Source organism: Chryseobacterium oranimense (genome assembly GCF_900129755.1).
Classification (GTDB): Bacteria; Bacteroidota; Bacteroidia; order Flavobacteriales; family Weeksellaceae; genus Chryseobacterium; species Chryseobacterium oranimense.
Window position 1 is genome coordinate 464629 of sequence record NZ_FQWT01000002.1, and the last position, 23655, is coordinate 488283.

Consider the following 23655-nt stretch of genomic DNA (forward strand, 5'->3'; position numbering starts at 1 on the left):
AAATCAAATACAGCAACAATGAAAACAAAACAAGAACTAAAACAATTTTTTGAGAACGGAGACATTCCTAATCAGGAACAGTTCTGGGAGTGGCAGGATTCTTACTGGCACAAGGATGAGAAAATCCCTTCAGAAAAATTAAATTATGATTTCTCCCAAAAAGCAGATGCCAATGCATCCAATATAAGCCCGCAAAACGCCCAGCTTTGGAAAGATAAAATTGAAACGCAAACCTCAATTCAGAATCCACAACTGAATGGAAACATTCTGACCATATTTTATACCGGAGAAAATGGCGTTCAGCAAAGTAAAAATGTTGATCTAAGCGGATTAGTAACCAATGATATAAGCATCCGGGATGCCGTATATGATGCTTCGCAAAATATCATTACGATTACCCAGAGTGACGGGTCTTCATTTGCAATCAATCTTTCTGAATTTAGTATTATTCCAACCACAAATGTTGATGGAAGCGTTTCCCTAGTTCAGGAAGGTGTCGAAAAAGTAAAAATACATAAAGTAGGTATTTCAGGCAGCTACAACGACCTTAGTGACAAGCCCGTTTTTGCCGGAAATGATACATTACAATCTGTAATAGACAGAGATAATTCATCTACGAAACCAATCGTATTTAATATCGATCAGGGAAGAGCAGGAGAATTGGGTTTCAATAAAAATACCTATTCGCATTATTGGGGGAATATAAATACGGCCCATACAGGAGTTTATGGTTTAGGAATTGGTTATAATACGCTATCAAAATTAACCACCGGTTCAAACAACGTGGCACTTGGTTCTTATGCTTTAACTGAAGTAACTACAGGAAGATGGAATACAGCCACCGGTATTTCAAGCGGAGCCAAACTAACCACCGGGAATTTCAACGCTTTTTATGGAACTCAGGCCGGAATCGAAACAACAACAGGAACAGGAAACACCTATATCGGAGATGAGGCAGGAAATAAAAATGTAACGGGAACCAATAATACCGCTTTGGGTATCGGAGCCGCCTACGCTTTAACAAACGGAACTCAGAACACTTTCATAGGCGCTTTCTCCGGAACGAATCATGGAAAAGTAACTGGTTCCGGAGCATGGGGTTATAATACATTTATAGGCTATAACGCTGCATCTACCACTCATGCTATGGGTGTTTGGGGTGATAATAATGTAGTGATTGGCTGTAATGCCCCGTTAGGAGGTTCAACATCAAATAAGCTAGTTATTGATTCTTATACAACACCTCAAAGGCATGATTTCATAACGCCTTTTATACATGGTGATTTTGCTGCAAGAACATTGAGTTTTGATGCTGTAGTTACCGCAAGAAGAACACCTCTGGCCGACAATACTTATTCAAGGGTAGCAGTAATGAACTCCAATAATACTATTGGTTATAAAAACCTTTCTGACTTTCAGAATTACCTGCCTATTTCAGGAACAGAGATAAATAAGCCTGTTTCAGGACATATTCAGTTTGAGAGTGGCGACGGGCCAGAATATGAAACTCTTTTGTATAAAACGAATGCTATAGACGAAGTTCAAAACCAGGTAGGCTTTTTCCCAAATGGAGTTGTAATTACTTCAAGCGACCTCAATTATGCTCAGACGTCAAAAATAGATGTAAGCAAAAAAGATGGCGTTTTGGCAGAGGCTTTTGGTGCAAGAATGACTTTAAATGATAGTGGAGCCTCTCTTAGGTATTATTCTTCATCTTCACAAGCAAAGGGAATTATTGTTAGTAATCTGGATGATGAACCAGTTTTGGTTGAGCACCAGGCAGCCAACCCAAGGGGCCTAAGCTCTAACACTTATTTTGGAAACAATGCTCAAAAAAATGATTACATCCAGAAACAGTATGCAGACAAACAGCATTCTTATACCCGTGATGAAGAATTAACCGGCGGAACCTGGATCAATGGCAAGCCTGTCTACAAAAAAACGCTGTATTTAGACCAGATTCCGAGAACCGGAGAGATCGATCTCAGATCCGAATTCCCTGGCCTTGAAACTATTATTTCCAACGAAATGTTTACAGAATGGTATGCCCTGGATACTGCGTTTGCAGGCAACCAATGGCGATCAAAGATCTACATCACTGTAGAAAGAGACAAGGCTACAATTGAATTCTTAGATCAACCGGATTATGATTATTCTGTCATTAATTCATTTACCCTAACCCTTGAATACACAAAAAAATAAAAATCATTAAAACAAAATATTAAAATGGCAACAAACAACAAAAACAACGCATCACAAACTCTTTTCAGATTTGTAAGCTTAAGAAACCCCCAATTAACTGAGACTAAAAAACAGAATCTTGGTTTCATCCACAGGCCGGCCGATATGGCAAGCGCATTTGATACAGCAGTAAATCCCGGCGATACGGCATTAATGAAATTCCAGGCATTGGAACGTGCCGCAAAGTCATTTGCCACTACCGGATATGATACTGAACTTCAGATTGAAGAAAGCTCTCTTTCTGAAGCCCTTAAAATCGGAAGAAAAATCGCCAAAAACGAAACAATCTCCGCGGCTGATGAAAATACAGCTAAAAACCTTTACAACAGCAGTGCCATCCAGGATAAAATGGGACAGGTATGGGATAATCTGATGTACCAGACTGTAACACAGAAAAACTTCTATGTTAAAGAAGCCTTGGTTCATATCCTCAAAGCTCTTCATTTCGGATATGTATGTGATCTTCCTGTAACTCCTGAATTAATAAAAATCAACGGCGACGATTTAAAAGCCAAAGCCCTTGAAGCCAGAGTAGTTCTTCCTATGAAATTTTTCGGGGATGGATATGAAGGCGAAACTTCAGTAACTCTAACCGGACAGCCGTTCACTGTAGCTAAATCTGCTGTTGGAGGGCAGGATGCAATCAATGCCACAAGTACGTCCCTTTCCGTTCCTGCAAAAGAACAGCTTAAGGCTGAAGGAGAGAAGATTCTTGAACTGACCAATCTTAATTTTGAAAAAGACAGCTTAAATACGCTTAAAGTGGAGCTTGAAAAAGTCCAGAAAATCTATCAGAAAGCCAGAAGTAAAGCTTACGATGCCGCTTACAAGGAATATCTTGCCGCCAACGGACCTGAGCTTGACAGATACAGAGAGCGTCTGAAAGAAATTCAATCCCAGATCACAGAAGAAATGACAGAAGCGGAAATCAATGCCTTGTATGCAGGTCTTGAAGAGCCCAATATTCCACCTTTTGTTTTCACTTACAAGAAGGAGATCAATTTCGAGGATTTTACATCGTTGCTTTCATTGGATTCACTGAAAATCTTCGTTGACAAATTTACTGCAAGTAATAGCGTAAAACCGGAGGACGGCTTTGATTTCAGCAGCATTAAAATTATTTCCGACAAGGAATTACAGTTAGGAGAAGCTATTGTATACATCACTGATGAATACGACACTTATCCTGAAGTATTTGAAAAAATTGAAGAAGAGCATTCTGCCAAAGCTCAGGCATTATTCCAGAAGACTCCTGTTCAGGAACAGAAATTTGCAAGTTTAGGAGGAATTTTGGTTCCGGTAACAGATTCTTTCACTCAATATGCCTCCAAAGTAACTCCAAGATCATATTACTTAAAGGCAACTCCGCAGGGAAGTATTTATTCCGGTAGTGCCGCCTATCTTACATTCTACTATCAGGCAGAAAGTTCGGCCTGGGGTATGGCTTCCGCTAAGCTCTTAATTATTTCAGATGTAGGAAATTTTGAAGAAAGCTTTACGAATATTGAACCGGTAGATAACAAAGTGACATTAGCTTCCGTGATGGTAGGCAAATTCAGCAAATACATCCGTAATGTTAAAATCAAAATCTATTTCAACAACGGTAAAGAGGCTTCACTGGATCTTTCAGGAATAGAACCGAACAGTGCATATACTGATATCCTGTATGTGGAAGATATCAAGGATGAAACAGGTTCCGGCGGAGAAAATCCTCAACCCGGAACATTTATACCAAAACATTTCGGTGTTAAAAGATTAGGTATTGCAGATTATCTTAAAGTGGAACAGAGTGTTCATGCTTACGTTCCTGGAGAAGTCTCCAATATTGAAAACGTGATGGCCAGCGAACTTCGTCACAAGTCTTCCGTGGCAAGGGATTATTCTGAAGTTATAGACACTACCTCAGAATCTATTGAAACAGAAAAAATCTCAGATACTACAAAAACTGAAAGAAATGAAATGCAGAGTGAAGTTGCCAAGGAACTGGAAAGAGAACAGAATATCACTGCCAACACCAAATTCACTTATGACACTAAAGTATACAAATTTGAGATCGGAGGAAGCTATGCCAACAATACTTCCCAGCACGACAGTACAAAACAGGCTGTAACCAAATCTCAGGAGATCACCGAACGTGCCATGGAGCGTGTTCTTACGAAGATCAATAAAGAGCGTGTGCAGAAGATCATCAAAGAATTTACGGAAACCAACGTTCATGAATTCGACAACAGAGGCCAGGCCAGCCAGGAAACTCCACAGCACATCACCGGAGTATACAGATGGGTAGATAAGAAAATGAAAAACCAGATCTACAACTACGGTAAACGTACGATGTTTGAATTCATGATCCCTGAACCGGCAAGACTTCACACCCTTGCTACCGCAGTTTCCAGGACAGATACGCTGACCGCTCCTATTGACCCTAGAAAAGCAGAAAAACCATGGAATATGGCCAGCGCTCAGGTAGCCACCAAAGACCAGATTGAATACTGGGCGAATATCTATAATGTGAAACTTACCGAACTTGCGAAATCCCCTATCAATCTTATCCTTGGTAAACAATGGGAAAAAGTGGATGGTAACGAAGAATACAGACACAGAACCATTGATATTCCTGTCAACTACGAAGCAAGCAGCGTAAAAATGTTCTATGGCTTCGAAAGAGACAGAAGGGGGACAAGTACTTTATACACCAGCAACTTTGCCGGAGGAATGGTTCCTTTCTCAAACGGTGGAACTTCAATTGATGCTACCGCTTATTTCACCCCTCAGAATGTGACAGGATCTTATGATTTCGTTTACAAATGTTTCAATATTGATTCCGTAAATATTGCATTCGAGATTACCTGTACACTTTCCCAGGCGTATATGAAATCCTGGATCCAGGAAAACTTTACAGCTATCATTAAAGCTTATGAAGACGCTTATGCCATCTTTATGGAAAAGCAGAAGGAACTGGAAGAGAAAGCGAAAGCAGAGGAAGAAGCAAACAAAGATAAACTGGGCAACTTCTACCGTGAAATGGAAGCTGTCATTCTAAAACACAATTGTATTGCCTACCTGCTTCAGGATTATCTTACAACGCTTGGACAATCCTTTACTTCAGGAAGCCAGATGAGCGACTTTAAAGTAATTCTCAGCGAAAACCTTGAACAGTATACCGCATTGGCAAAATTCATGGAACAGGCATTCGAATGGAGCATCATGGATTATACTTTCTATCCTTACTATTGGGCAGACAGAAAAAGATGGCAGGAAATGTACCTTACACAAAGTACGGATCCATTGTTCAGAAACTTCCTTCAGGCCGGTATGGCAAGAGTAATCGTAACTGTGAAGCCCGGTTTTGAAGACGCTGTACAGTTCTTCATGAGCACAGGAAAAATCTGGAACGGAGGTGAAGTACCGGTTATCGGAGATCCTTTATACATGTCTATCGTAGATGAATTGAGACAACCAACCGGTGAACCTCAGGGTAAATACTGGATCACAAGAATTCCTACTACCTTAACAATTCTGCAGGCTCAGTCTGTAGGTCTGGAAGTAGAAGATGCTCTTCCTATTTTCAAAGAAGATGATCCGAAAAACTGTGAAAACCCGAGAGAACTGGAAACAGAAAGCTCATTCAAATTAATGGACAAAGCAACGCTTGAGGCTGGTACAGAACCAACAACCTTACCAACCAATATTATCAGCAAATAATTTTCATTAACGGCGGCGAAATTTCGCCGCCGTTTTTTTAACCCAAATACAAAATTTTAAAATGAAAAATATAGATATAAGATATCCGGTGGATATTGGTATCGCCGATATTGATGTTCACAAAACCAATAAGAAAAAAGTATTCATTACCAGTGCTAATTATTATGTTAAAGTAAGAACCAAAAGTACCTATAACGGTGAATTTGGTTTTGACTGGATTGATGTAGAACCATCAAGCGGTGATATACAAAAGATTCAGGATATAAGTTTCTCAGACTTAAAATATTTCTATAAGAAACCGGCAAATATAAATAACCCCAGAGATCTTGGAAACATCGTTGAAGCCGGCACAGATCCCACAGGTGCAAAAGACGTCATAAAAGAAAATTACAAAATTATAGAATCCGGTAAGAAAGTTGACATACCATGGATTCTTATTAAACCGGGTGAAAGTATTGAACTTTCTTTGGAAATAAACCTTACAACCACAGCTGCCATTACATCAGAAGCCATAAGTATTATGGGGGATGAATTTTATGATTTCGAAATTATTAGTGGGACCAAAAGCGGAAATAAAACTGAAAAAAGTTTAACTGCCGACAAAGAAATCCTTACTTTAAAAGTAAAATGTCTTAAAGAAAGTCCCGAAAAAGAATACAATATTGTCCAGGAAAGCCCGGGATCAGTTCCATTTACTGTTGGAGGATTTAAAATGATGGAAAATAAAATCCAAAAAATAAAATTCAGAGTTATTGCATTGGTCTCATCAGACAGTTCACCAGCTACAAAAGCAAAGGATATTTTCCAGAAGTTTGTAAAAGCCGACATCATGAAATACCTCAATACCAACTCTTTAAATCAGGCTGGCTATGAAGTGGAAATTGACAACCAAGCTATGTTTGACAGTCTTGCAACAGCTACCATTGATGATTATTATTACGCATTTGATAAAACAGACTGGACAAATAAAAAATATTTTGGAAAAAAAGGGACGGATGATATTCTTGCGGAAAATAAAAAGGATGTAGGTGGGCCGGATGAGTCAAACGATCTGGATAATATCGTTTATAAAGAATATTTGAAAAAGCTTAAAACAAACAAACTGGATTATAATGGCGGTATTATCATACTAAGTGAATATCCATCTTCGGGAACAACAGGAGCGTTTAGCCGCACATCTCCGCTTAATCATTATAAGCTGTTTGTTTATTCTACGAATCTTGAACACGTCAGCACATACGCTCATGAAATAGGTCATATGCTTGGTCTTCCCCATTTGTTTTATCTGACTTTAGAAAAGGACAGTTATGAAATTGATAGAGCCCGGATTATCGGAAACGGTCTTCCGGAAACTAATAGTAAATACATTCCCGGAGTTCTGAAACGTCTGCAGGATGTAGAAAGTTCAAGCGTAGATTACTTTGCAGACATCAGCTTCACTGCTGAAAAAGCAACCTTATCAAAAGCTATTGATAACTTCATTAAATATCAGCAGAAACACCACGATGATACTAAAAAATTGCGAGACGATGTCATTCTGAAATTTAAGGCATTTCCGGATTCCTATAAAGTCACTCCCCAATATACAAAAGCTGAGTATATTGCGCTGTGTAATAAGATTATGAAGGAATGTCAGGATCTCATTACTGAAGAAAAAAAGCCTAAAGAGGAAATTACCGTTAAAAGCATTCCTGGATATTTTACTTTGGAACCTAAATGTTATTTTTTGAAAAAAGATTATATTATTCTTTTAAAACAGAAGTACGAATATCTGAAACTTGTTATCAAGCAGGTTCATGATAATAACCTGATGTTTGAGCAGTATAAAACCCAAAACCTTATGGATTACTCAACAACCAGAATCCGTTTTCTCCATAATCAGATAAAGATTATGAGGGATGACCTGAAAAATTATCAGGATGTCGAAAAGCTTAGTATCGCTCCAAAAGCTCCTGTAAAAAAGAAAAGCAAATAAGTCAATAGTGTGAAATATTTTCACACCGGACAAACCTTTATTATTTTGAGATAATAAAAAGATAATATTTTAACAGCAATCAGTAAGCCACAGAATTTCTTCGGCTTACTGTTTTTTCTTACAAAAATTAAATACAAAAAATAAAACACGACACGTTTTGTCGCATTAAGCCTATATATTTGTCATATAAAATTTTACCATGAAACGCAGTAAAAAGCTGCATAAAAATACAGACGAATGAAAAAAGATTTTTATTTGACAAGGTATGCCTTAATTATCAAAAGATTAGAAAGTTCTCCGGCTACCTATTCCCAGCTGGAGGACTATCTTTTAAACTCTTTCGAATTCCAGGATGCCGGGATTAAGAGCTACTCTATCCGTACCTTGCAGAGGGATATCCGCGAGATTTCTGATCTTTTTAACCTTTCCATTCACAACAAGAAAAAAGGTGATAACCGGTATTATATTGAAAGCCGTCCGATCATGGAAGTGGATGAATACAACCAGAAATTGCTTGAATCCTTCCAGGTAAGCAATGCCCTGAATCTTCACCCGGATTTTTCAGATTTTATCTTTTTTGAAAGCAGAAAACCTACCGGCATAGAACACTTTTATGATCTGTTCTTTGCCATCCGTAACAAGAGAGTTGTAAGTTTTGAGCACTACAACTACAAAAATAAAGTGATGACCTCACGAAAAGTACACCCCCTGGCATTGAAAGAATCGAAAGACAGATGGTACCTGATTGCCATCGACACCAAGGATAAAACCTTAAAATCATTTGGTTTGGACAGGGTCAATTATCTGGATGTAAGCAACAGCAAATTCCGTGAAAAGTATAATTACAATTTCAGGGAACATTTCAAAAATGCCTTCGGGGTGATGAATCTTGCTGAGCAAAACCCTCAGAAAATCATTATGAAATGCAGCAGGCATCAGGGAGAGTATATCAGAAGCTTTCCATTACACCAGTCTCAGAAAGAGACCAAAGAAACACCGGAAGAGATCTATTTTGAGTTCTTCCTCCATCCTACTTACGATTTTATGCAGGAAATTCTATCTTACGGAAAAGAAGTGACCGTTTTAGAACCGAAATGTTTAGTTGATGATATCCGCACCCATCTTCAGGAATCTCTGAACCGGTATTTAGAAAGCTGATCTCAAAGAATAAAAAGCTCATAATTTTTGATTACATTTACATAAATATAACTCTTTTGAAAGCTTTATTTCTTTATCTATTCTGTTTTACTTTCACTTTCTGTTTTTCGCAGCAGAGAGAGGAGTTCCGGCAGGTTAAAAACTATTACAACCAACATAGAAACATGCTGAACACAGAGTTTAAAAAGAAATTTGATGCTGAACCGGATTCTTTTAAAAAAGCCAATATAAAACTCGATTTTATGCTCTTCATGAGGAAGATGGACAGCATTGAAAATGTAGCTATGATAGGAACTCTTTTAAAAGTAAGAAATCTAGAAGACCTTCAATTCCTGAAAAAAAACGAAAACAAAACAAATAATATCATATCTAAAACTTCAGATATTGAAAAGTCGGCAGAATATCCGGGAGGATTCAATATTTTGAGGCAGGAAGTTGCCGATCTTTTTTATACCGGCGGGGTTTATACTGAAACAAAAACGGTAAAGACTAACGTGACTTTTATTGTTGAAAGAGATGGCAGCATCAGTAATGTACATGCGCAGGGTGATAATTTTACCTTCAACAGGCAGGCTGAAATTGCACTGTATTCTGTTTCAGAAAAATTTTCTCCGGCCATTGTCAAAGGAGATCCGGTAAGATATCACCTGAGACTTCCTCTAACTTTAACGATTGAAGACTGAAATGTTTACAGACGAATATTATATGAAAATGGCACTCCAGGAAGCAGAAGCTGCCCTGGAAAAAGATGAGGTCCCGATCGGGTGTGTGGTGGTTTCCAATAACCGCATTATTGCCAGGGCACATAATCTCACAGAAACATTGAATGATGTGACCGCCCATGCAGAAATGCAGGCGATTACCTCTGCTGCCAATTTCCTTGGGGGGAAATACTTAATCAATTGCACCCTTTATGTAACCATAGAGCCTTGTGTAATGTGCTCAGGAGCCCTTTCCTGGTCGCAAATCTCTAAAGTGGTGATTGGAGCGAGAGATGAGCAAAGAGGATTTATTAACAAGCATCTTTCCTTACATCCGAAAACCGAACTGGTAACAGGAGTAATGGAACATGAATGCTCATCTATTGTTAAAGAATTCTTTAAAAGCAAAAGATAACTTTTTATTTCTGACTTTCTGTTACAGCATGTAAAAGAGGACGTAATGCACTCATTCTCTTCCAGTTCAATTCTTTAGCTTTAATGATATGTTTTCCGAAACCGAGCATAAGAAGACTGTCTTTTTTGTTATATGAAAACCGGACACTGATTCTCCCGCCGCTGTAATCTTCGAGAAGAAGTTGGTCTTTTGAGCCTTGGTTATAATGGAAATCCGTCATTTTTTCCTCCTTATCCATTAAAATCATATAATTCTTTCTGTGTAAGAAAATATACCGTATATCTGAATTTTGATCCAGGTTTTCAAAAGCTCCGTGAAGGAAGGGTCTTTTGGCGAGATCATCATTATAATTTCCGTTATTAACGTAAGGAAAAAGTATGGTAACCACCGAAAAACCTATAAAAGCTGTCCGTGAAAAAATCCACAATGGAAGAGCTTTCGTGTCTGGCTCTGTTTCTTCCAGCTGTACCTTCTGCTTTAAAATTAAAAACCGGTATAATGGAAACCATTCATCTTTCAATGCGAAAACTGCCATTGATAAAAGAATCAGAGAGAAGAATTTAACCGAAATATCAAATCCGAGATTGATCAATAAAATATTGACCAGGATTCCAACGGAAATTAACAATCCCAATACCCGAGTTTTACGGAAAATGATCATCAGGGAAGCCAAAAGTTCAACAATTCCCGTAGATATTGAGTAAAAACGGGAGGTTCCCATTACACTCCAGAACAAGATGTCTTTATCCAGATTTCCAAACCGGGAATAAAGAATATTAGGCTCCGGAAGATAAAACTGGGCTTTAAAAACCTTGTCAAGTCCATATTTCATCAGAACAACAGCCAGATATACGATCACAATTTCTTTAGAAAAAAAGAGAATTTGCCGTGAGAATCTCCTTTTTAATAATAATGCTGTTACAAATGATAGTATCAGCAGAACAAATACCAGAACCAACATGGAAATACTGTCTGATGAGAAATCTATTCTTGCATTACCTGTCTTAAATATTTCTTTTGAAATCCAGTTTGTAAGGTTTCCAAACACAAGCAGTGATGTTTCTTTCTGAAAATCGCCGAGAAAATCTAAGGGAAAAAACAGTATAAAAAGCAGGAAAAAAATTCCTGCACCGGTCCAAAACCTACTTCCCATTATTTTTCTTATTCCGTTTCCAGCTGTAAAAACCTGATGCACCGGAAATCATCAAAATGCCGAGTAAAAGTCCTCCTTTCGTTTTTTCTGATTTTTCTTTTTCCGGTTTTGCTGGAGAAGGCTTGATTTCTTTATAAGATTTACTTTCTTTGTCGTATTCTATAAAAACTACACTATCCATATCATTAACAAAGTTGTAGTCTCTTTTCAAAACTGTTTTCACGCTGTCGATATTCTTTTTTGAAAAAAGTCCGTGATTATAGACAGTCTCCTTTCCCGGCTGCCATTCCCTGTCCGCTCCTTTAATGATTCTTTTATGCGCTGAACTTGTTACCAGAATACTTTCTTTTTCATTGAGAATAATTACGGAATCAAGTCTGGCATCTTTTACATATTTCTGCGGAGCTATACCCAGATTAGAAAAATTTGCATCAAAAAGATTTTCTGAAACTGCCTTATTAAAGCTTTCTGAGTGTCCGCTATGGCTTTTAAAGGCAATGAGTTTGGTTTGTGAAAAAAAGGAAATGCTTATAAGTATGGCCAGAAGATTACAGGTTGTTTTCATGGAGATATTTAGAGATTGGATATCTTCTTCCGTGAAAAGTTAAAATCATCACGTGTTTTTTAGAACAGAATACATCTGCACATCAAAGTAACCGTTATCTTTTTTAAGATGCTGTTTGAGTAGGGCTTCCTTTTCCATCCCGATTTTTTCCATAATTCTTCCGGATGCGGGATTGTGTAAAAAGTAGGTTGCATAGATTTTATTGAGCTGCAATTCTTTAAAGCCAAAATCAATGAGAGCGGACGCAGCTTCGGTAATATATCCTTTGTTCCAGAAAGGCTTTCCCATCCAATAACCCAGTTCAGCTTTATCATCATCTCTGTCGTGAAGACCAATAGCTCCCAGAATATTACCTTCCTTATTGCGGACTGCAAAGGTATATCCGGTATTATCCTCAAAAGACTTCCGGGACATTTCAAGCCAGAATTCCGCATGCTCCCGGGTATAAGGGTAAGGAATATTGGAGGTAAGATCGGAAAAGATTTTATCCTGCAGATATTCGGTAACAAAAGGAATGTCTTCCTCCTGCAGCTGCGAGAGAATCAGTCTTTCTGTTTCAATTACCGGAAATTCTTTTAATGCTCTCATGATATAGTTTTATAAATCTTTCCCTAAGAAATAAAGTCCTTTAAGGGTATGCAGCCTGTCCATCACATGAATTTTTTCCGTAAGGGGCTTATAAACATGGGAAACGCCACCAGTAGCCACTACAAAACATTCATCATTCACCTCATCGTTGATCCGGTCTATAAAACCTTCTACCATTCCCAGGAAGCCATATACCATCCCGCTCTGCATGCAGGTTACCGTGTCCAGACCTAGAACAGATTTAGGCTTTTTCAGTTCAATATCTGGAAGCTGGGCTGTCTGGCTGATCAGTGAATTCAAAGAGGTTACAATTCCTGGAGCGATAATGACGCCTAATGTTTCTCCGGATTCCGTTACACAGCTTGCTGTAAGGGCTGTCCCAAAATCGATGACGATCTTTTTCCTGTTTGGGTAAAGATTGTGCGCCGCAACAAGATTGGCATAAATATCTGTGCCCATCTGTTTGGATTTTGCCTGAACGCCTGAAGGTGTAGATCTATCTACAATTACCGGCTGGATACCGTGGATTTTTTTGATCGCTGAACTGATGACTTTAGTAAGCTGAGGCACTACAGATCCTATAATCACTTTACTGATATCTTCCGGCTCTACTTTGTAGGTCTGGTAAAGCATGAGAATCTGCACATACAGCTCATCTACCGTTCTGTATGGTTTTGTATTGATCACCCATGAAATATCACAGTTGTCTCCGTTAAAAAGTCCGAATCTGATATTGCTGTTCCCTACGTTGATTACGATTGAATTCATTTATTTTTTAAGCTAATCTGGGTTAAAAAACAGTTGTAAAAATAAGGCTTTATCCTTAAAAATAAACAATATCTATATGATTTAGCTCAAAGTATATTTTTGTTGTTTTTATAAAATAACTTTATCATTGCAAAATCAATTTAAAATCACATTGAATGAAAAGAACGATCACCCTTATACTATTTGTACAATTTACATTGATTTTTGCACAGAAGCCGGCAAAAATATATTTGGAACAAAAGAAGGATGTAGTGTCCTATTATGTAGATAATGAAGACATTTATCCCATTTCACTCTCATTCCCGCAACAACCTGAAGTTGTCAATATGAAAATTCCTGAAAAGTTTAAACTAATTCAGGTAATACCCCCTCAATCCAAAAAGCACAGAATTGCTTATTTTGTAATTGATAACAAGAAAAAAGGTTGGAAAATCGACAAAATACCGAACTATTATACATTGATTGGAGATGCCACTTTGAAAACCTATGATTCAGATTATATATATGACCTCCCTTTTCAAAAAGGTAAATCTTTTAAGGTCTATCAGGGTTATAACGGAACTTTTTCCCATCAAAACGAAAACTCATTAGATTTCGTAATGCCTGAAGGAACTGAAATTACCGCTGCAAGGGATGGCAAAGTGATCGAAGCTGTTCAGACTAATAACAAAGGCTGTCCTACTATTGATTGTGCTAACTTAGCTAATTATGTTTCTATTTTACACTCTGATGGGTCTATTGCCCAATATTATCATTTAAAACAAAATGGAGTTAAGGTAAATATCGGAGACATCATCAAAAAAGGTGATGTGATTGCATTAAGTGGCAATACAGGCTGGACAAACGGACCTCATCTGCATTTTGTCTGCTATCTACCGGACTTTACAAGCCCAAAACAAAAGAACACCATTAAGACTCTTTTCAAAATAGGGAACGGAAGCAAAACTGAATACATAGAAGAGAAAAAAATTTACACAAAAGAATATTAGCTTTTCTCATAGTTATACAAGGAAATAACCGAACAGTATTTAGAAAATTGCAAACATTTAATTATCTTTAAATCTGAAAATATTTTTATCCCGTTTCCATGAGAAAACTGATCTTAATAGTACTCTTCTGTATTGGCCTGAATACTTCTGCACAAACCGGAAATCAGGTAAAAGAACTGTTCCTGAAAATAAAAAAAGACGCAAAGATTGACCGGAACGATACAGCCGTTTACGATATCATGGATGAATTTTACCAAAAAAATCTTCAGGCTGAAAATGATGAAATGACTCCTGAAACCATTCAGAGAATAGAGAAACTGGCATCCAATCCGGATACGAAGAATCTCCATATCTTATTGCTTTTCCTGATGTATCAGCAGCATATCAGCCGGACTTCCATGGTGGGTAAAGCACCGGATACAGAGTTTCAAACTGAAGCTATGACGCTTCTGGAGAATGAAAGCCGAGAAATTTATGGGAAGGTTCCTGCTATTATTTACGTGTATAAAGCAGAAGCCCTGGATGGAGCGAAAAAAAAGGAAGAGGTTAAAACCGTTTTAGATCAGGGATTAAAAGAATATCCTGACTCGGTTCCTTTAAAAATATACCGCTACCTCAACACAAAAGATGAGGTCTTAAGAAATGACCTTGTAAAAAATCATCCAAATCACTGGATGGTACAGCAGTTTGGAATTAAATAGTCAATGGCGAACAGTGAATTTGCTTCGCAAGTGAATGTTTCCAATAAATAGCAATAATAATCCCACAGAGTTTTTCTGTGGGATTGTTATTTTATGGTATGATCTATTATTTTACTTCCACAACATTATCCTCAATATTGACATCGGCCATTCTCTGACTGAAATCTATTCCCAGAACAGATAGCTGGGCTTTGGTATAAGGAATTGTAAGTGTATATTCTTTCTGAGTCCACGGCCAGTAAGGCATGGTTTTAAAATCTCCGTAAATGTCTTTTTCCTTCCACGTATGGGTCATATTTAAAGGAATCTGGTAAGTTACTATCTTTTTATCGGCAGTCATTACATTGAAATCAATGGGCATGGGAACCTGTCCTTTATTGACCAAAGTGATGGTTGTAGATTTTGCTTCATACTTCACATCTTTGATTCCGTAATCAATAGTTTTTGTAGTGTTGATCCAGTAATTCTGGAACCATTTCAGATCCATCCCAGAAACTTTCTGAGCAATATGAAGAAAATCTCTATCAGACGGGTGCTTCATATGCCATTGGTCATAATACTGTTTCAAGGTTTCTGCAAGATTCTGCTCACCCATAATGTATCCCAGCTGTACAAGGTATAATTCTCCTTTTACATAGGAAGCATAGGTATAAGAAGTCCCGTTGTCGTGGTGATCACCTAACCAAACGGCTGGCTCTTCAATTCCTTTTTTAACAAAATTCCTGTAAGCGTTCACCGTATTGGCAAAAGGATTCGGAAGCTCTTCAGGAAACAACTGGTACATTAAATACCCTTCTGCATAGCTGGTAAACCCTTCATCCATCCATGGGCGTACTGATTCATTGGTTGCCAGCATCTGCTGATACCATGAATGGGCACCTTCGTGAGCCATTAAGCCCATTAAACCTTTTATATCTTTGGCTTCACCGAGGATCATGGTACACATTCCGTATTCCATACCACCATCACCACCCTGGATGAATGCATAGGTCGGATATACATATTTTCCGAAATGACTGTTCATGATCTGGAAATATTTGGTAACGTAAGGCTGAGCTTCTTCCCAAACTTTTGTTTTGTCATTATTCTGGTAAACAAGGAATACTTTAGGTCCTTCCGGAACATCAAAGCTTTTTACGACATAATCCCTGTCTGCACTCCATGCAAAATCCAGTATATTTTTCGCAGACCATTTCCAAGTTGCTTTTTTGCTTTTATCCGTCTTAATATTGGCTGTGGAATCATAACCTTTTACTTCTGCAGGGTTTTCAAGGATTCCTCCGGCCCCGATTACATAATCTTTATTGATTTTAATGGTCACATCAAAATCCGAGAACGGCGCATGAAACTCTCTTCCAATATAATCGAATGTGGCCCAGCCGTCATAATCATATTCTGCAATTTTAGGGTACCATTGCGTCATGGTCATATCCACCCCTTCCTTGTTGTTCCTTCCGCTTCGTCTGATCTGCTGAGGTATCACAGCATCCCAGTCCATGGTAAACGTAGTTGTTGAATTAGGCTGAATAGGTTCTGCCAGGTACACTTTCATGATGGTTTCCTGAATCTCGAATTTCAGATCTTTCCCATTCTGTTTGATCCAATGGATATTTTGGGCGCCTTCCTGGTCCTTCGGAATGGAAGCCAGCCTTGAAACCCCATCTTTCTGTAATCTGGAATCTCCGTTTTTCCCCTGGCCGGCCACTCTCTGATCCATCATTGAATTAGGCTTAAAGGCATTCCAGTAAAGATGAAAATATACCACATTCAGCACGTCCGGCGAGTTGTTGGCATATTCTAAAGTCTGGTTTCCCTGGTAGGTAAACTTTTCAGCATTAACATCAATGTCCATCTTGTATTTCGCAGCCTGCTGATAATAAGCTCCCTGCTGAGCCTGAAATTGTGAAATGATAAACGCAAAAAGGATTGCAGCCGATTTTCTCATTTAAAATTTATTTTTTTTAAAGGTAGGTAATTTATATAAAACCTTCAAATGTGGAGTTATTCTGAAGGGTTCCTGTGATACATTATTAATTTAGATGGGTTTTAATTCTTGTTGTTAAAAAGATTTTTTTGAGATATTATTTTTTCGCCGCTGCTTCATTACTTTAAATTTGACTTCAATAGTTTTTTAATCAAAGTAATTTGGCCTAAATGATAATAGCTGTGTTCAATCATTCCATCGATATTTCTAAGATAAGTCCCATATTTTCCATCTACAAAAACCTCATCCAGCTTACCATCAGGGAGTTCTTCAATTAAACCTGCAAATTTTTCAGCATCCGTCCATAATTTATTTAAAAGCTCTTCCCATTGTTCCGCAGATTCAATGGGTGGAAGATCAAAACTGAATTTGTCTTTTATTTCAAGTTCACCACCTTCCAATACATTGACAATTCCTGCTATATAATAATGTATATGAAATGTCAGCATGGCGATGGTGTTTAAAGAATCCACTTTCGTCACTGCCTGTTCCCAGGTTACATCCGAAAGCTGGTCTTTAAAATTGGTATTGGCAATCCACAAACCATCAAGTATTACTTCTCTGAATCTTTTGGCTAATTGTGATGGTGAGCTCATTGTTATAATTTTCCTAAAGATAATATTTTTTCTCTCGTTGATTTTGATGTAGATTTTTTTGCCACGAATACACGAATTTTAATTGACATTTACATTATTCTATATAGATAAGTATTTATGGAAATTCGTGTATTCGTGGCAAAAAAAACCTTCAAAGTTTTAAAAACCTTGAAGGATTATATTCTTAATCATTTAAAATTATTTTTTAGCCGGAATTTCTTTCTTTCCACTCTGTAAAATCTTTTCAAGGATTCTCAGGGTGATCAGATAAGTAGGTTTTACTCCTGTAAGTCCCAAACCTCCTGAAGAAAGTGTGCTTCCCGTTTCCAAAGGATTATCTGAAGCATAATAAGCATACATCACGAACAGATCCGGTGAAATGTGATGTCTGATTTTAGAAGCTACCTGAATTGCTTTCTGATAATGCGCCCCCTCCATTTCAAGACCGATGGCTTTCCAGGAAGTGTTCATGAAATAAGAAAGAATATCCCTGTTTTGAAGTGAGGTTCCTAATACGGTAATCATTGCACCTTCAAATGCTTTTAACTCATCATCTTTAAAATCATCAAGCTTCAGCGTATTTTCAAATGGATAATTGTCTGCAGTTCCTTCAAAGATGTGGGAGGTAGGGATCATAATATCTCCTTTTCCACCGGCAAGAATTCCTGCCTTACCCATGATAGAAACAGATTTTACCTTCATCATATAAACTTCTCCTTTATGTTCGTAAGGTCTCAACAATTCGTCCATTACTTCATAGGCCTGTTCCCCGAAAGCATAGTCGAAAACCATAATAACATCGTCTCCGCCATATTTTATACCACTGAAAGGAGTATTTTTAAGGTCTGTTTTACTTAGATCAATAATCTGAACATCAATATTACTTCCGCTCTTATCATTAATATAGATCATCCCTTCTTCCAAAGCATATTTGGAAACTTTGTCGCGAAGTTCTTTTTTATCGGAGATATCTCCGTAAAGTTTGTAATCTACTTGTTTGTGATCTTTTCTCTTTAAGGCGTCATTTCCATAAAGCATATTTTTCACGGAGTGCATGTTTGCGGAAATTATGTGCAGAGGTCTCATGTGAAGATCGTTTTCAAATAAAACTTCTTTCACTTTGTTGGCCCATTTCTCACCAAAATAGTGATGCCCTACTCTTTCCTTTAATATGGCACTGAAATGAATTTCTCTTTCTCTCGTCTGCTTTGCATCTTCCAGACTTACTTTTCCTAAGTTGTAGATGATCTTAAATAAACGGTCAGGGTTATTATCATCCCCAAAAGAATTATAGGCGTTCAGGGTTTCTTCAAAAGTTCTTCCTATCAAAGAAGATAAATGGATCAAAGCAACTTCTTTTTCTTTTCTGCTGAATTTCTTTTCACCCTTTACTACTTCTTCGATAATTTTAAAGGCACGTGTCGGTTTCCAGTTTTCATCCTGAATGAAAGCCAGGTTCCTCACTTTATCTGCCTCTATAAACAGGAAGGTTAAGTGGGTAAGAATATCATAAATTTCAGAACGGCCCAAAAGAACTTCAATATTCATCTGGTGCTCGTCTATCCTGTAACAGTTTCTTCTTCTCTTTTTAGGTACAATAGGTTCGAAACTTCCTTTATCAAACCCCTCATCCGATGTAAGATGAATGAAAGCACATTCTTCGATTCCTTCCGGAAGCCTGTCTAAAACATACATCAAACCATCCAATTCCATTTTATTAGGAATATTCATGGTACCATAAATCTCTGGATTGATCGTCTTCAACAAACTTCTGATACTTTCTCCAGAAACACCGGCAGGTTTAAAAAAACCTCTGTAAAAGAGGTGTCTCATAGAAATATACAATCTTTCAATTGCTTCCGTTGTTTCTCTAGCTCTAGAATTTGTCATAAAATAAATTTCACACAAATATACAAAATCTTCATTCATTTATTTTAAGTATCTTTTAACAAGCAGTTTAAATTTGTATCTTTAAAAAATGTAAAATGTTTATCTAAAACTGTATTCATGACAGTATTAAAGGGATAATCATTCCGTTTTACCAATCCAACGCCTCCACCTAAAACTTAAATCATTGTTCGATTTTTCAAGCAAAACCAAAGACACCCCTAAAAAAATAAGGGGTATTTTATTTTCAATCCATTTTTTTTGTAAATTTGCCCTGTAAAAATTAACCTTATTATGTCAACTTTAAGATTCAAAGCGTTAGAAACTTTACCATTTAAGGACTTCAGAAAAGATAATTCTATTGAAGTTCCTGGAAAACTGTCAGAATTATTCTGTCAGAATGTTTTCTCAGAAGAGACCATGAGAGAATATTTAACCAAGGAAGCATTCCAGTCTATTCTGGATGCGATGAAAAAAGGTACTAAAATCCAGAGACACATTGCAGACCAGGTAGCGGTTGCTATGAAAGACTGGGCAATGAGCAAAGGAGTAACTCACTATACTCACTGGTTCCAGCCATTAACAGGAACTACCGCGGAGAAGCACGACTCTTTCTTTACTCCGATTGAAGGAGGAAGAGCCATTGAAAGATTCAGCGGAAATTTATTGATCCAGCAGGAGCCTGATGCTTCTTCTTTCCCGAACGGAGGAATCAGAAACACTTTCGAGGCAAGAGGTTATACAGCATGGGATCCTACCTCTCCGGCTTTCATCATGGGAACTACTTTATGTATTCCTTCTATCTTCATTTCTTATACCGGAGAAACTTTAGATTATAAAGCACCTCTTTTAAGAGCTTTGAATGCTGTGGATGAAGCTGCAACCAACGTTATGCAGTATTTTGACAAAAACGTAACGAAAGTAACCCCTACTCTGGGATGGGAGCAGGAATATTTCTTGGTTGACTCTGCATTATACCAGTCACGTCCGGACCTTGTTTTAACAGGGAAAACCTTATTGGGACACTCTCCTGCGAAAGGGCAACAATTAGACGACCACTATTTCGGTTCTATTCCTACAAGAGTAATGAACTTCATGAAAGAGCTGGAGATCGAATGTATGAAACTGGGAATTCCGGTAACAACAAGACATAATGAGGTTGCACCAAACCAGTTCGAGCTTGCTCCAATGTTTGAAGAGGTAAACGTTGCTGTAGATCACAACTCTTTGTTGATGGACATCATGGCAAGAATTGCTCACAAACATCACTTCCATATTTTATTCCACGAAAAGCCATTTGCAGGAGTAAACGGAAGCGGAAAACACAACAACTGGTCTTTAGCAACAGATACAGGTGAAAACTTATTAAGCCCTGGAAAAAATCCTAAGAAAAACTTACAGTTCTTAACATTCTTTGTTAACACGATTAAAGCTGTATATGAATATGCTGACCTTTTAAGAGCAAGTATCGCATCTGCCAGCAACGACCACAGATTAGGTGCCAATGAAGCTCCACCAGCTATTATTTCCGTATTCATCGGAAGCCAGCTGTTCAGAGTACTGGAAGAACTTGAAAAAGTAACGGAAGGAAAACTTTCCCCAGACGAAAAAACAGACCTTAAACTGAATGTAGTTGGGAAAATCCCTGAAATTTTGTTGGATAATACTGACAGAAACAGAACTTCTCCATTTGCATTTACAGGAAATAAATTTGAGATCAGAGCAGTAGGATCTTCTGCCAACTGTGCAGAGTCTATGACTGTAATGAATACCATCGCTGCAAAACAGTTAAACGATTTCAAAAAAGAAGTTGATGCTTTAATTGAAACAGGTCTTAAGAAAGATGAAGCGATCTTCAATGTATTGAGAGAATACATCAAACAGTGTAAAAACATCATGTTTGAAGGTGACGGATATTCAGACGACTGGGCAAAAGAAGCTAAAAAGAGAGGTTTAAACAACTTAAAAACCACTCCGGAAGCTCTTAAGCAGGAAATGGATAAAAAATTCCTTGATCTTTACGAAGAAATCGGAGTATTTACTCACAGAGAGGTTGAAGCAAGAAACGAAATCAAACTTGAAAAATATTCTACGGTTATTGATATTGAAGCAAGAGTATTGAGTGATATCGCAAGAAACCACATTATTCCTTCTGCCTTAAATTATCAGAACAGACTGATCGAGAATGTAAAAGGTCTTAAAGAAATATTCGGAGACAAAGAATTCAAAACATTAGCAAAAGAGCAAATGAGTCTGATCACTAACATTTCTGAAAATGTTTCTAAGATTAAATTAGGCGTAGAAGATCTTATTAAAGCAAGAGAAGCAGCAAAAGCTGTATCAGATAGTCAAAAGCAGGCAGAAGCTTACTGCAACAAAGTAAAACCTTTATTCGATGGCATCAGAGAAGCTTCTGATGATCTTGAAATGATGGTTGATGATGAACTTTGGCCAATGACTAAGTATAGAGAAATGTTATTTACAAAATAACATCTGTAAAGTTCCATATTAGTTAAACTCTCCGGTTTTCCGGGGAGTTTTTTTAGGTTTATTAACAGCAATGAAAAGTAGAGTTTTAAATCACAAAATCCCATTAACAAAGGAAAAGCGATTAATTATGTTAAAGAATCTTAATAAAAAAAACCGCATACTCGCCAAAAATAGGCGGTTGCGGTTTGTTTTTCTTTAACATACTTAAATAATATGTTAAAATGTGTTAAATAAAGAACCTGACAATAATCATATCAGGGGTCTTTTGATCGGAATTTCTACTTTTGTAATGCTTTTGAAAAATAAATATTCCTTTTAACACGGATAATCAAATATATATGAAGAAAAGAGTTTTGTTTTATTTAGTTGCTTTAGTGTCTACAGTTTCGGTTCAATCATGCGCTACAAATTATGTAGTTTCACAGCCAGCAACTTACACTAAAGAATACAAAACAGATGCCAAACTAGCTTCTATAGACCAGAAGAAAATGGAACTTGATAAGCAAAGACTTATTGATTCTTTTCTAGCAGAGAAGGCCGCATCTATCGCCAACGCGAAAAAAGCTATTAAAAATTCTGAGATTGCAAAAGCAGTCAAATACAATAAAACGATCGACAATATCCTTACAGAAGCTGAAACATACCTTGGAACTCCATACAGATACGGAGGAATGACAAGAAGAGGTATTGATTGTTCAGCTTTCGTTCTTTCCGTATTCGGGGCAGCAGCAGGACTTAGCTTACCAAGAGTAGCAGCTTCTCAGGCTCAGGAGGGTGAAAGTATTGATAAAAGTGAACTTCAGAAGGGAGATTTGATTTTCTTTTCACACGGAAGAAGAATCTCTCACGTAGGTATCGTAGAAAGTGTTACTGAAGACGGTGAAATTAAATTCATCCACGCAGCCACTTCAAAAGGGGTAATGATCTCATCGCTGAATGATTCTTACTGGGGACCTAAATTCAGGTTTGCAAAAAGAGTAATCAACGAGAACGGGGATGCTTATAACAATCTTGCATCTTCTACTCCATCCGCAGCGACAAGTTTTTAATTTTAAATAATTGATTTAAATAATGAAGCCATCAGATCTCTGATGGCTTTTTTATTTGTTTAACGTTGATATTTAACTGATTTGTTGGATGAGGCTCCCGAAGCCAATATGCTTTTAATCTCTATCTATTTCGATATCCAGTTTATAAAGAAGCCCGTGTACTTCTGAAAGGGAAAATTTAGCCTTTTTAAGGCGATTTACGGCAGGATCTATAGAATAATTGAAGGAAGTCCTGAAATCCGCTTTTTCAAGGTTGGTATGGTCGAAAACAGCTCCTGAAAGATCGCAAGTTGAAAACAGGGAGCCGGATAAGTCAGATTCAGAAAAATCGGTCTCAGTTAATCGGGAATTTTTAAATCAGGTCTTCTTTGCTGAGGTTTTATAGAATACTGAATTGTTCAGCAAACATCCGTCAAAGATAAAGGAAAGTCCAAACGGATTACACTCGCTGAACTGAAGACCGAACATTTTACATTCTTTAAAAATAACTTCGTGAAATGCAGTTTTGATCAGTTTGGCCATACTCAGATTGCAGCCTGAAAATTCGCAGTCTGTGAAAGTGAAACCTGAAAGATCTGCATATTCAAAATTGCAGTTTCTGAATATACAATTTTCATATTCTCCTTTTGAGAGCAGGGAAAAGTCTGTATTTTCAAAAGTTTGATCTACAGTATATGCTTCTTTCATATGATT

Annotated in this window: 18 protein-coding genes and 1 pseudogene; 10 read left to right on the forward strand and 9 right to left on the reverse strand. The window is 37.4% G+C overall.

The features are described from left to right. Window positions 1-18 precede the first annotated feature (18 nt). From BUB03_RS08620 to BUB03_RS08645, 6 genes are all read left to right on the forward strand, one after another. On the forward strand, window positions 19-2202 hold the full coding sequence (locus tag BUB03_RS08620; protein WP_073062021.1) for a hypothetical protein: 2184 nt from the start codon (window positions 19-21) through the stop codon (window positions 2200-2202). A gap of 24 nt (window positions 2203-2226) precedes the next feature. Continuing rightward, on the forward strand, window positions 2227-5943 hold the full coding sequence (locus BUB03_RS21675) for a hypothetical protein (protein WP_073062023.1): 3717 nt from the start codon (window positions 2227-2229) through the stop codon (window positions 5941-5943). Between the two features lie 61 nt (window positions 5944-6004). After that, a complete protein-coding gene (locus BUB03_RS08630) occupies window positions 6005-7918 on the forward strand; it encodes a zinc metalloprotease (RefSeq protein WP_073062026.1) in 1914 nt (637 codons plus the stop codon). A gap of 237 nt (window positions 7919-8155) precedes the next feature. Further along, the gene (locus tag BUB03_RS08635) at window positions 8156-9076 is read left to right on the forward strand and encodes a helix-turn-helix transcriptional regulator (RefSeq protein WP_040993314.1); all 921 of its coding nucleotides are present in this window, start codon (window positions 8156-8158) and stop codon (window positions 9074-9076) included. Between the two features lie 164 nt (window positions 9077-9240). Then, complete coding sequence (locus tag BUB03_RS08640) at window positions 9241-9759, forward strand: energy transducer TonB (RefSeq protein WP_073062728.1); 519 nt, start codon at window positions 9241-9243, stop codon at window positions 9757-9759. Window position 9760: 1 nt separating this feature from the next. After that, window positions 9761-10192: a nucleoside deaminase gene (locus BUB03_RS08645; RefSeq protein ID WP_073062028.1), complete on the forward strand. Its 432-nt coding sequence runs from the start codon at window positions 9761-9763 to the stop codon at window positions 10190-10192. Window positions 10193-10196: 4 nt separating this feature from the next. Here the strand turns inward: BUB03_RS08645 and BUB03_RS08650 are convergent, their stop codons facing one another. The 4 genes from BUB03_RS08650 to BUB03_RS08665 are packed head-to-tail and all read right to left on the reverse strand — an operon-like array spanning window position 10197 to window position 13266. Continuing rightward, entirely contained in the window at window positions 10197-11345 is a 1149-nt protein-coding gene (locus tag BUB03_RS08650; RefSeq protein WP_073062031.1) for a hypothetical protein, read from the reverse strand. Continuing rightward, window positions 11335-11910, reverse strand: coding sequence for a hypothetical protein (locus BUB03_RS08655; RefSeq protein ID WP_073062034.1), 576 nt, complete (start codon window positions 11908-11910; stop codon window positions 11335-11337). Before BUB03_RS08655 ends, BUB03_RS08650 begins: the two co-directional genes overlap by 11 nt. A 48-nt stretch (window positions 11911-11958) precedes the next feature. Beyond that, window positions 11959-12498, reverse strand: a complete 540-nt coding sequence (locus BUB03_RS08660; RefSeq protein WP_073062036.1) for a GNAT family N-acetyltransferase — start codon at window positions 12496-12498, stop codon at window positions 11959-11961. A gap of 9 nt (window positions 12499-12507) precedes the next feature. Continuing rightward, on the reverse strand, window positions 12508-13266 hold the full coding sequence (locus tag BUB03_RS08665) for a type III pantothenate kinase (RefSeq protein ID WP_040993310.1): 759 nt from the start codon (window positions 13264-13266) through the stop codon (window positions 12508-12510). Between the two features lie 155 nt (window positions 13267-13421). On the opposite strand from BUB03_RS08665, the gene BUB03_RS08670 reads away from it, so the two are divergent. Both BUB03_RS08670 and BUB03_RS08675 read left to right on the forward strand, forming a co-directional pair. Next, window positions 13422-14255 carry a M23 family metallopeptidase gene (locus BUB03_RS08670; protein ID WP_073062038.1) on the forward strand — a complete coding sequence of 278 codons (834 nt, stop codon included), beginning with the start codon at window positions 13422-13424 and terminating at the stop codon, window positions 14253-14255. Window positions 14256-14353: 98 nt separating this feature from the next. Next, a complete protein-coding gene (locus tag BUB03_RS08675; RefSeq protein WP_073062041.1) occupies window positions 14354-14956 on the forward strand; it encodes a hypothetical protein in 603 nt (200 codons plus the stop codon). Between the two features lie 106 nt (window positions 14957-15062). On the opposite strand, the gene BUB03_RS08680 is transcribed toward BUB03_RS08675, so the two are convergent. The 3 genes from BUB03_RS08680 to BUB03_RS08690 all read right to left on the reverse strand — a co-directional run bounded on the left by BUB03_RS08680 (window position 15063) and on the right by BUB03_RS08690 (window position 19426). Continuing rightward, the gene (locus BUB03_RS08680; RefSeq protein ID WP_073062044.1) at window positions 15063-16901 is read right to left on the reverse strand and encodes a M1 family metallopeptidase; all 1839 of its coding nucleotides are present in this window, start codon (window positions 16899-16901) and stop codon (window positions 15063-15065) included. A 158-nt stretch (window positions 16902-17059) separates the two neighbouring features. After that, on the reverse strand, window positions 17060-17536 hold the full coding sequence (locus BUB03_RS08685) for a DinB family protein (protein WP_073062060.1): 477 nt from the start codon (window positions 17534-17536) through the stop codon (window positions 17060-17062). 198 nt (window positions 17537-17734) lie between these two features. Further along, window positions 17735-19426: a DUF6909 family protein gene (locus BUB03_RS08690; RefSeq protein ID WP_073062731.1), complete on the reverse strand. Its 1692-nt coding sequence runs from the start codon at window positions 19424-19426 to the stop codon at window positions 17735-17737. A 291-nt stretch (window positions 19427-19717) separates the two neighbouring features. Between BUB03_RS08690 and BUB03_RS08695 the strand changes: the two genes are divergently transcribed. Both BUB03_RS08695 and BUB03_RS08700 read left to right on the forward strand, forming a co-directional pair. Then, entirely contained in the window at window positions 19718-21913 is a 2196-nt protein-coding gene (locus tag BUB03_RS08695; RefSeq protein WP_040993305.1) for a glutamine synthetase III family protein, read from the forward strand. A 338-nt stretch (window positions 21914-22251) separates the two neighbouring features. Further along, window positions 22252-22962, forward strand: coding sequence for a C40 family peptidase (locus BUB03_RS08700; protein ID WP_040993304.1), 711 nt, complete (start codon window positions 22252-22254; stop codon window positions 22960-22962). A 114-nt stretch (window positions 22963-23076) separates the two neighbouring features. On the opposite strand, the pseudogene BUB03_RS22070 reads toward BUB03_RS08700, so the two are convergent. Further along, window positions 23077-23298 (reverse strand): annotated as a pseudogene (locus BUB03_RS22070) (pentapeptide repeat-containing protein); the annotation flags it as partial. Window positions 23299-23319: 21 nt separating this feature from the next. Continuing rightward, the gene (locus tag BUB03_RS22075) at window positions 23320-23649 is read right to left on the reverse strand and encodes a pentapeptide repeat-containing protein (RefSeq protein WP_228417810.1); all 330 of its coding nucleotides are present in this window, start codon (window positions 23647-23649) and stop codon (window positions 23320-23322) included. Window positions 23650-23655 lie beyond the last annotated feature (6 nt).

Coding starts and splice junctions, on each gene's coding strand:
- BUB03_RS08620 (WP_073062021.1), top strand. CDS start 19: ATGAAAACAAAACAAGAACTAAAACAATTTTTTGAGAACGGAGACATT.
- BUB03_RS21675 (WP_073062023.1), top strand. CDS start 2,227: ATGGCAACAAACAACAAAAACAACGCATCACAAACTCTTTTCAGATTT.
- BUB03_RS08630 (WP_073062026.1), top strand. CDS start 6,005: ATGAAAAATATAGATATAAGATATCCGGTGGATATTGGTATCGCCGAT.
- BUB03_RS08635 (WP_040993314.1), top strand. CDS start 8,156: ATGAAAAAAGATTTTTATTTGACAAGGTATGCCTTAATTATCAAAAGA.
- BUB03_RS08640 (WP_073062728.1), top strand. CDS start 9,241: ATGCTGAACACAGAGTTTAAAAAGAAATTTGATGCTGAACCGGATTCT.
- BUB03_RS08645 (WP_073062028.1), top strand. CDS start 9,761: ATGTTTACAGACGAATATTATATGAAAATGGCACTCCAGGAAGCAGAA.
- BUB03_RS08650 (WP_073062031.1), bottom strand. CDS start 11,345: ATGGGAAGTAGGTTTTGGACCGGTGCAGGAATTTTTTTCCTGCTTTTT.
- BUB03_RS08655 (WP_073062034.1), bottom strand. CDS start 11,910: ATGAAAACAACCTGTAATCTTCTGGCCATACTTATAAGCATTTCCTTT.
- BUB03_RS08660 (WP_073062036.1), bottom strand. CDS start 12,498: ATGAGAGCATTAAAAGAATTTCCGGTAATTGAAACAGAAAGACTGATT.
- BUB03_RS08665 (WP_040993310.1), bottom strand. CDS start 13,266: ATGAATTCAATCGTAATCAACGTAGGGAACAGCAATATCAGATTCGGA.
- BUB03_RS08670 (WP_073062038.1), top strand. CDS start 13,422: ATGAAAAGAACGATCACCCTTATACTATTTGTACAATTTACATTGATT.
- BUB03_RS08675 (WP_073062041.1), top strand. CDS start 14,354: ATGAGAAAACTGATCTTAATAGTACTCTTCTGTATTGGCCTGAATACT.
- BUB03_RS08680 (WP_073062044.1), bottom strand. CDS start 16,901: ATGAGAAAATCGGCTGCAATCCTTTTTGCGTTTATCATTTCACAATTT.
- BUB03_RS08685 (WP_073062060.1), bottom strand. CDS start 17,536: ATGAGCTCACCATCACAATTAGCCAAAAGATTCAGAGAAGTAATACTT.
- BUB03_RS08690 (WP_073062731.1), bottom strand. CDS start 19,426: ATGACAAATTCTAGAGCTAGAGAAACAACGGAAGCAATTGAAAGATTG.
- BUB03_RS08695 (WP_040993305.1), top strand. CDS start 19,718: ATGTCAACTTTAAGATTCAAAGCGTTAGAAACTTTACCATTTAAGGAC.
- BUB03_RS08700 (WP_040993304.1), top strand. CDS start 22,252: ATGAAGAAAAGAGTTTTGTTTTATTTAGTTGCTTTAGTGTCTACAGTT.
- BUB03_RS22075 (WP_228417810.1), bottom strand. CDS start 23,649: ATGAAAGAAGCATATACTGTAGATCAAACTTTTGAAAATACAGACTTT.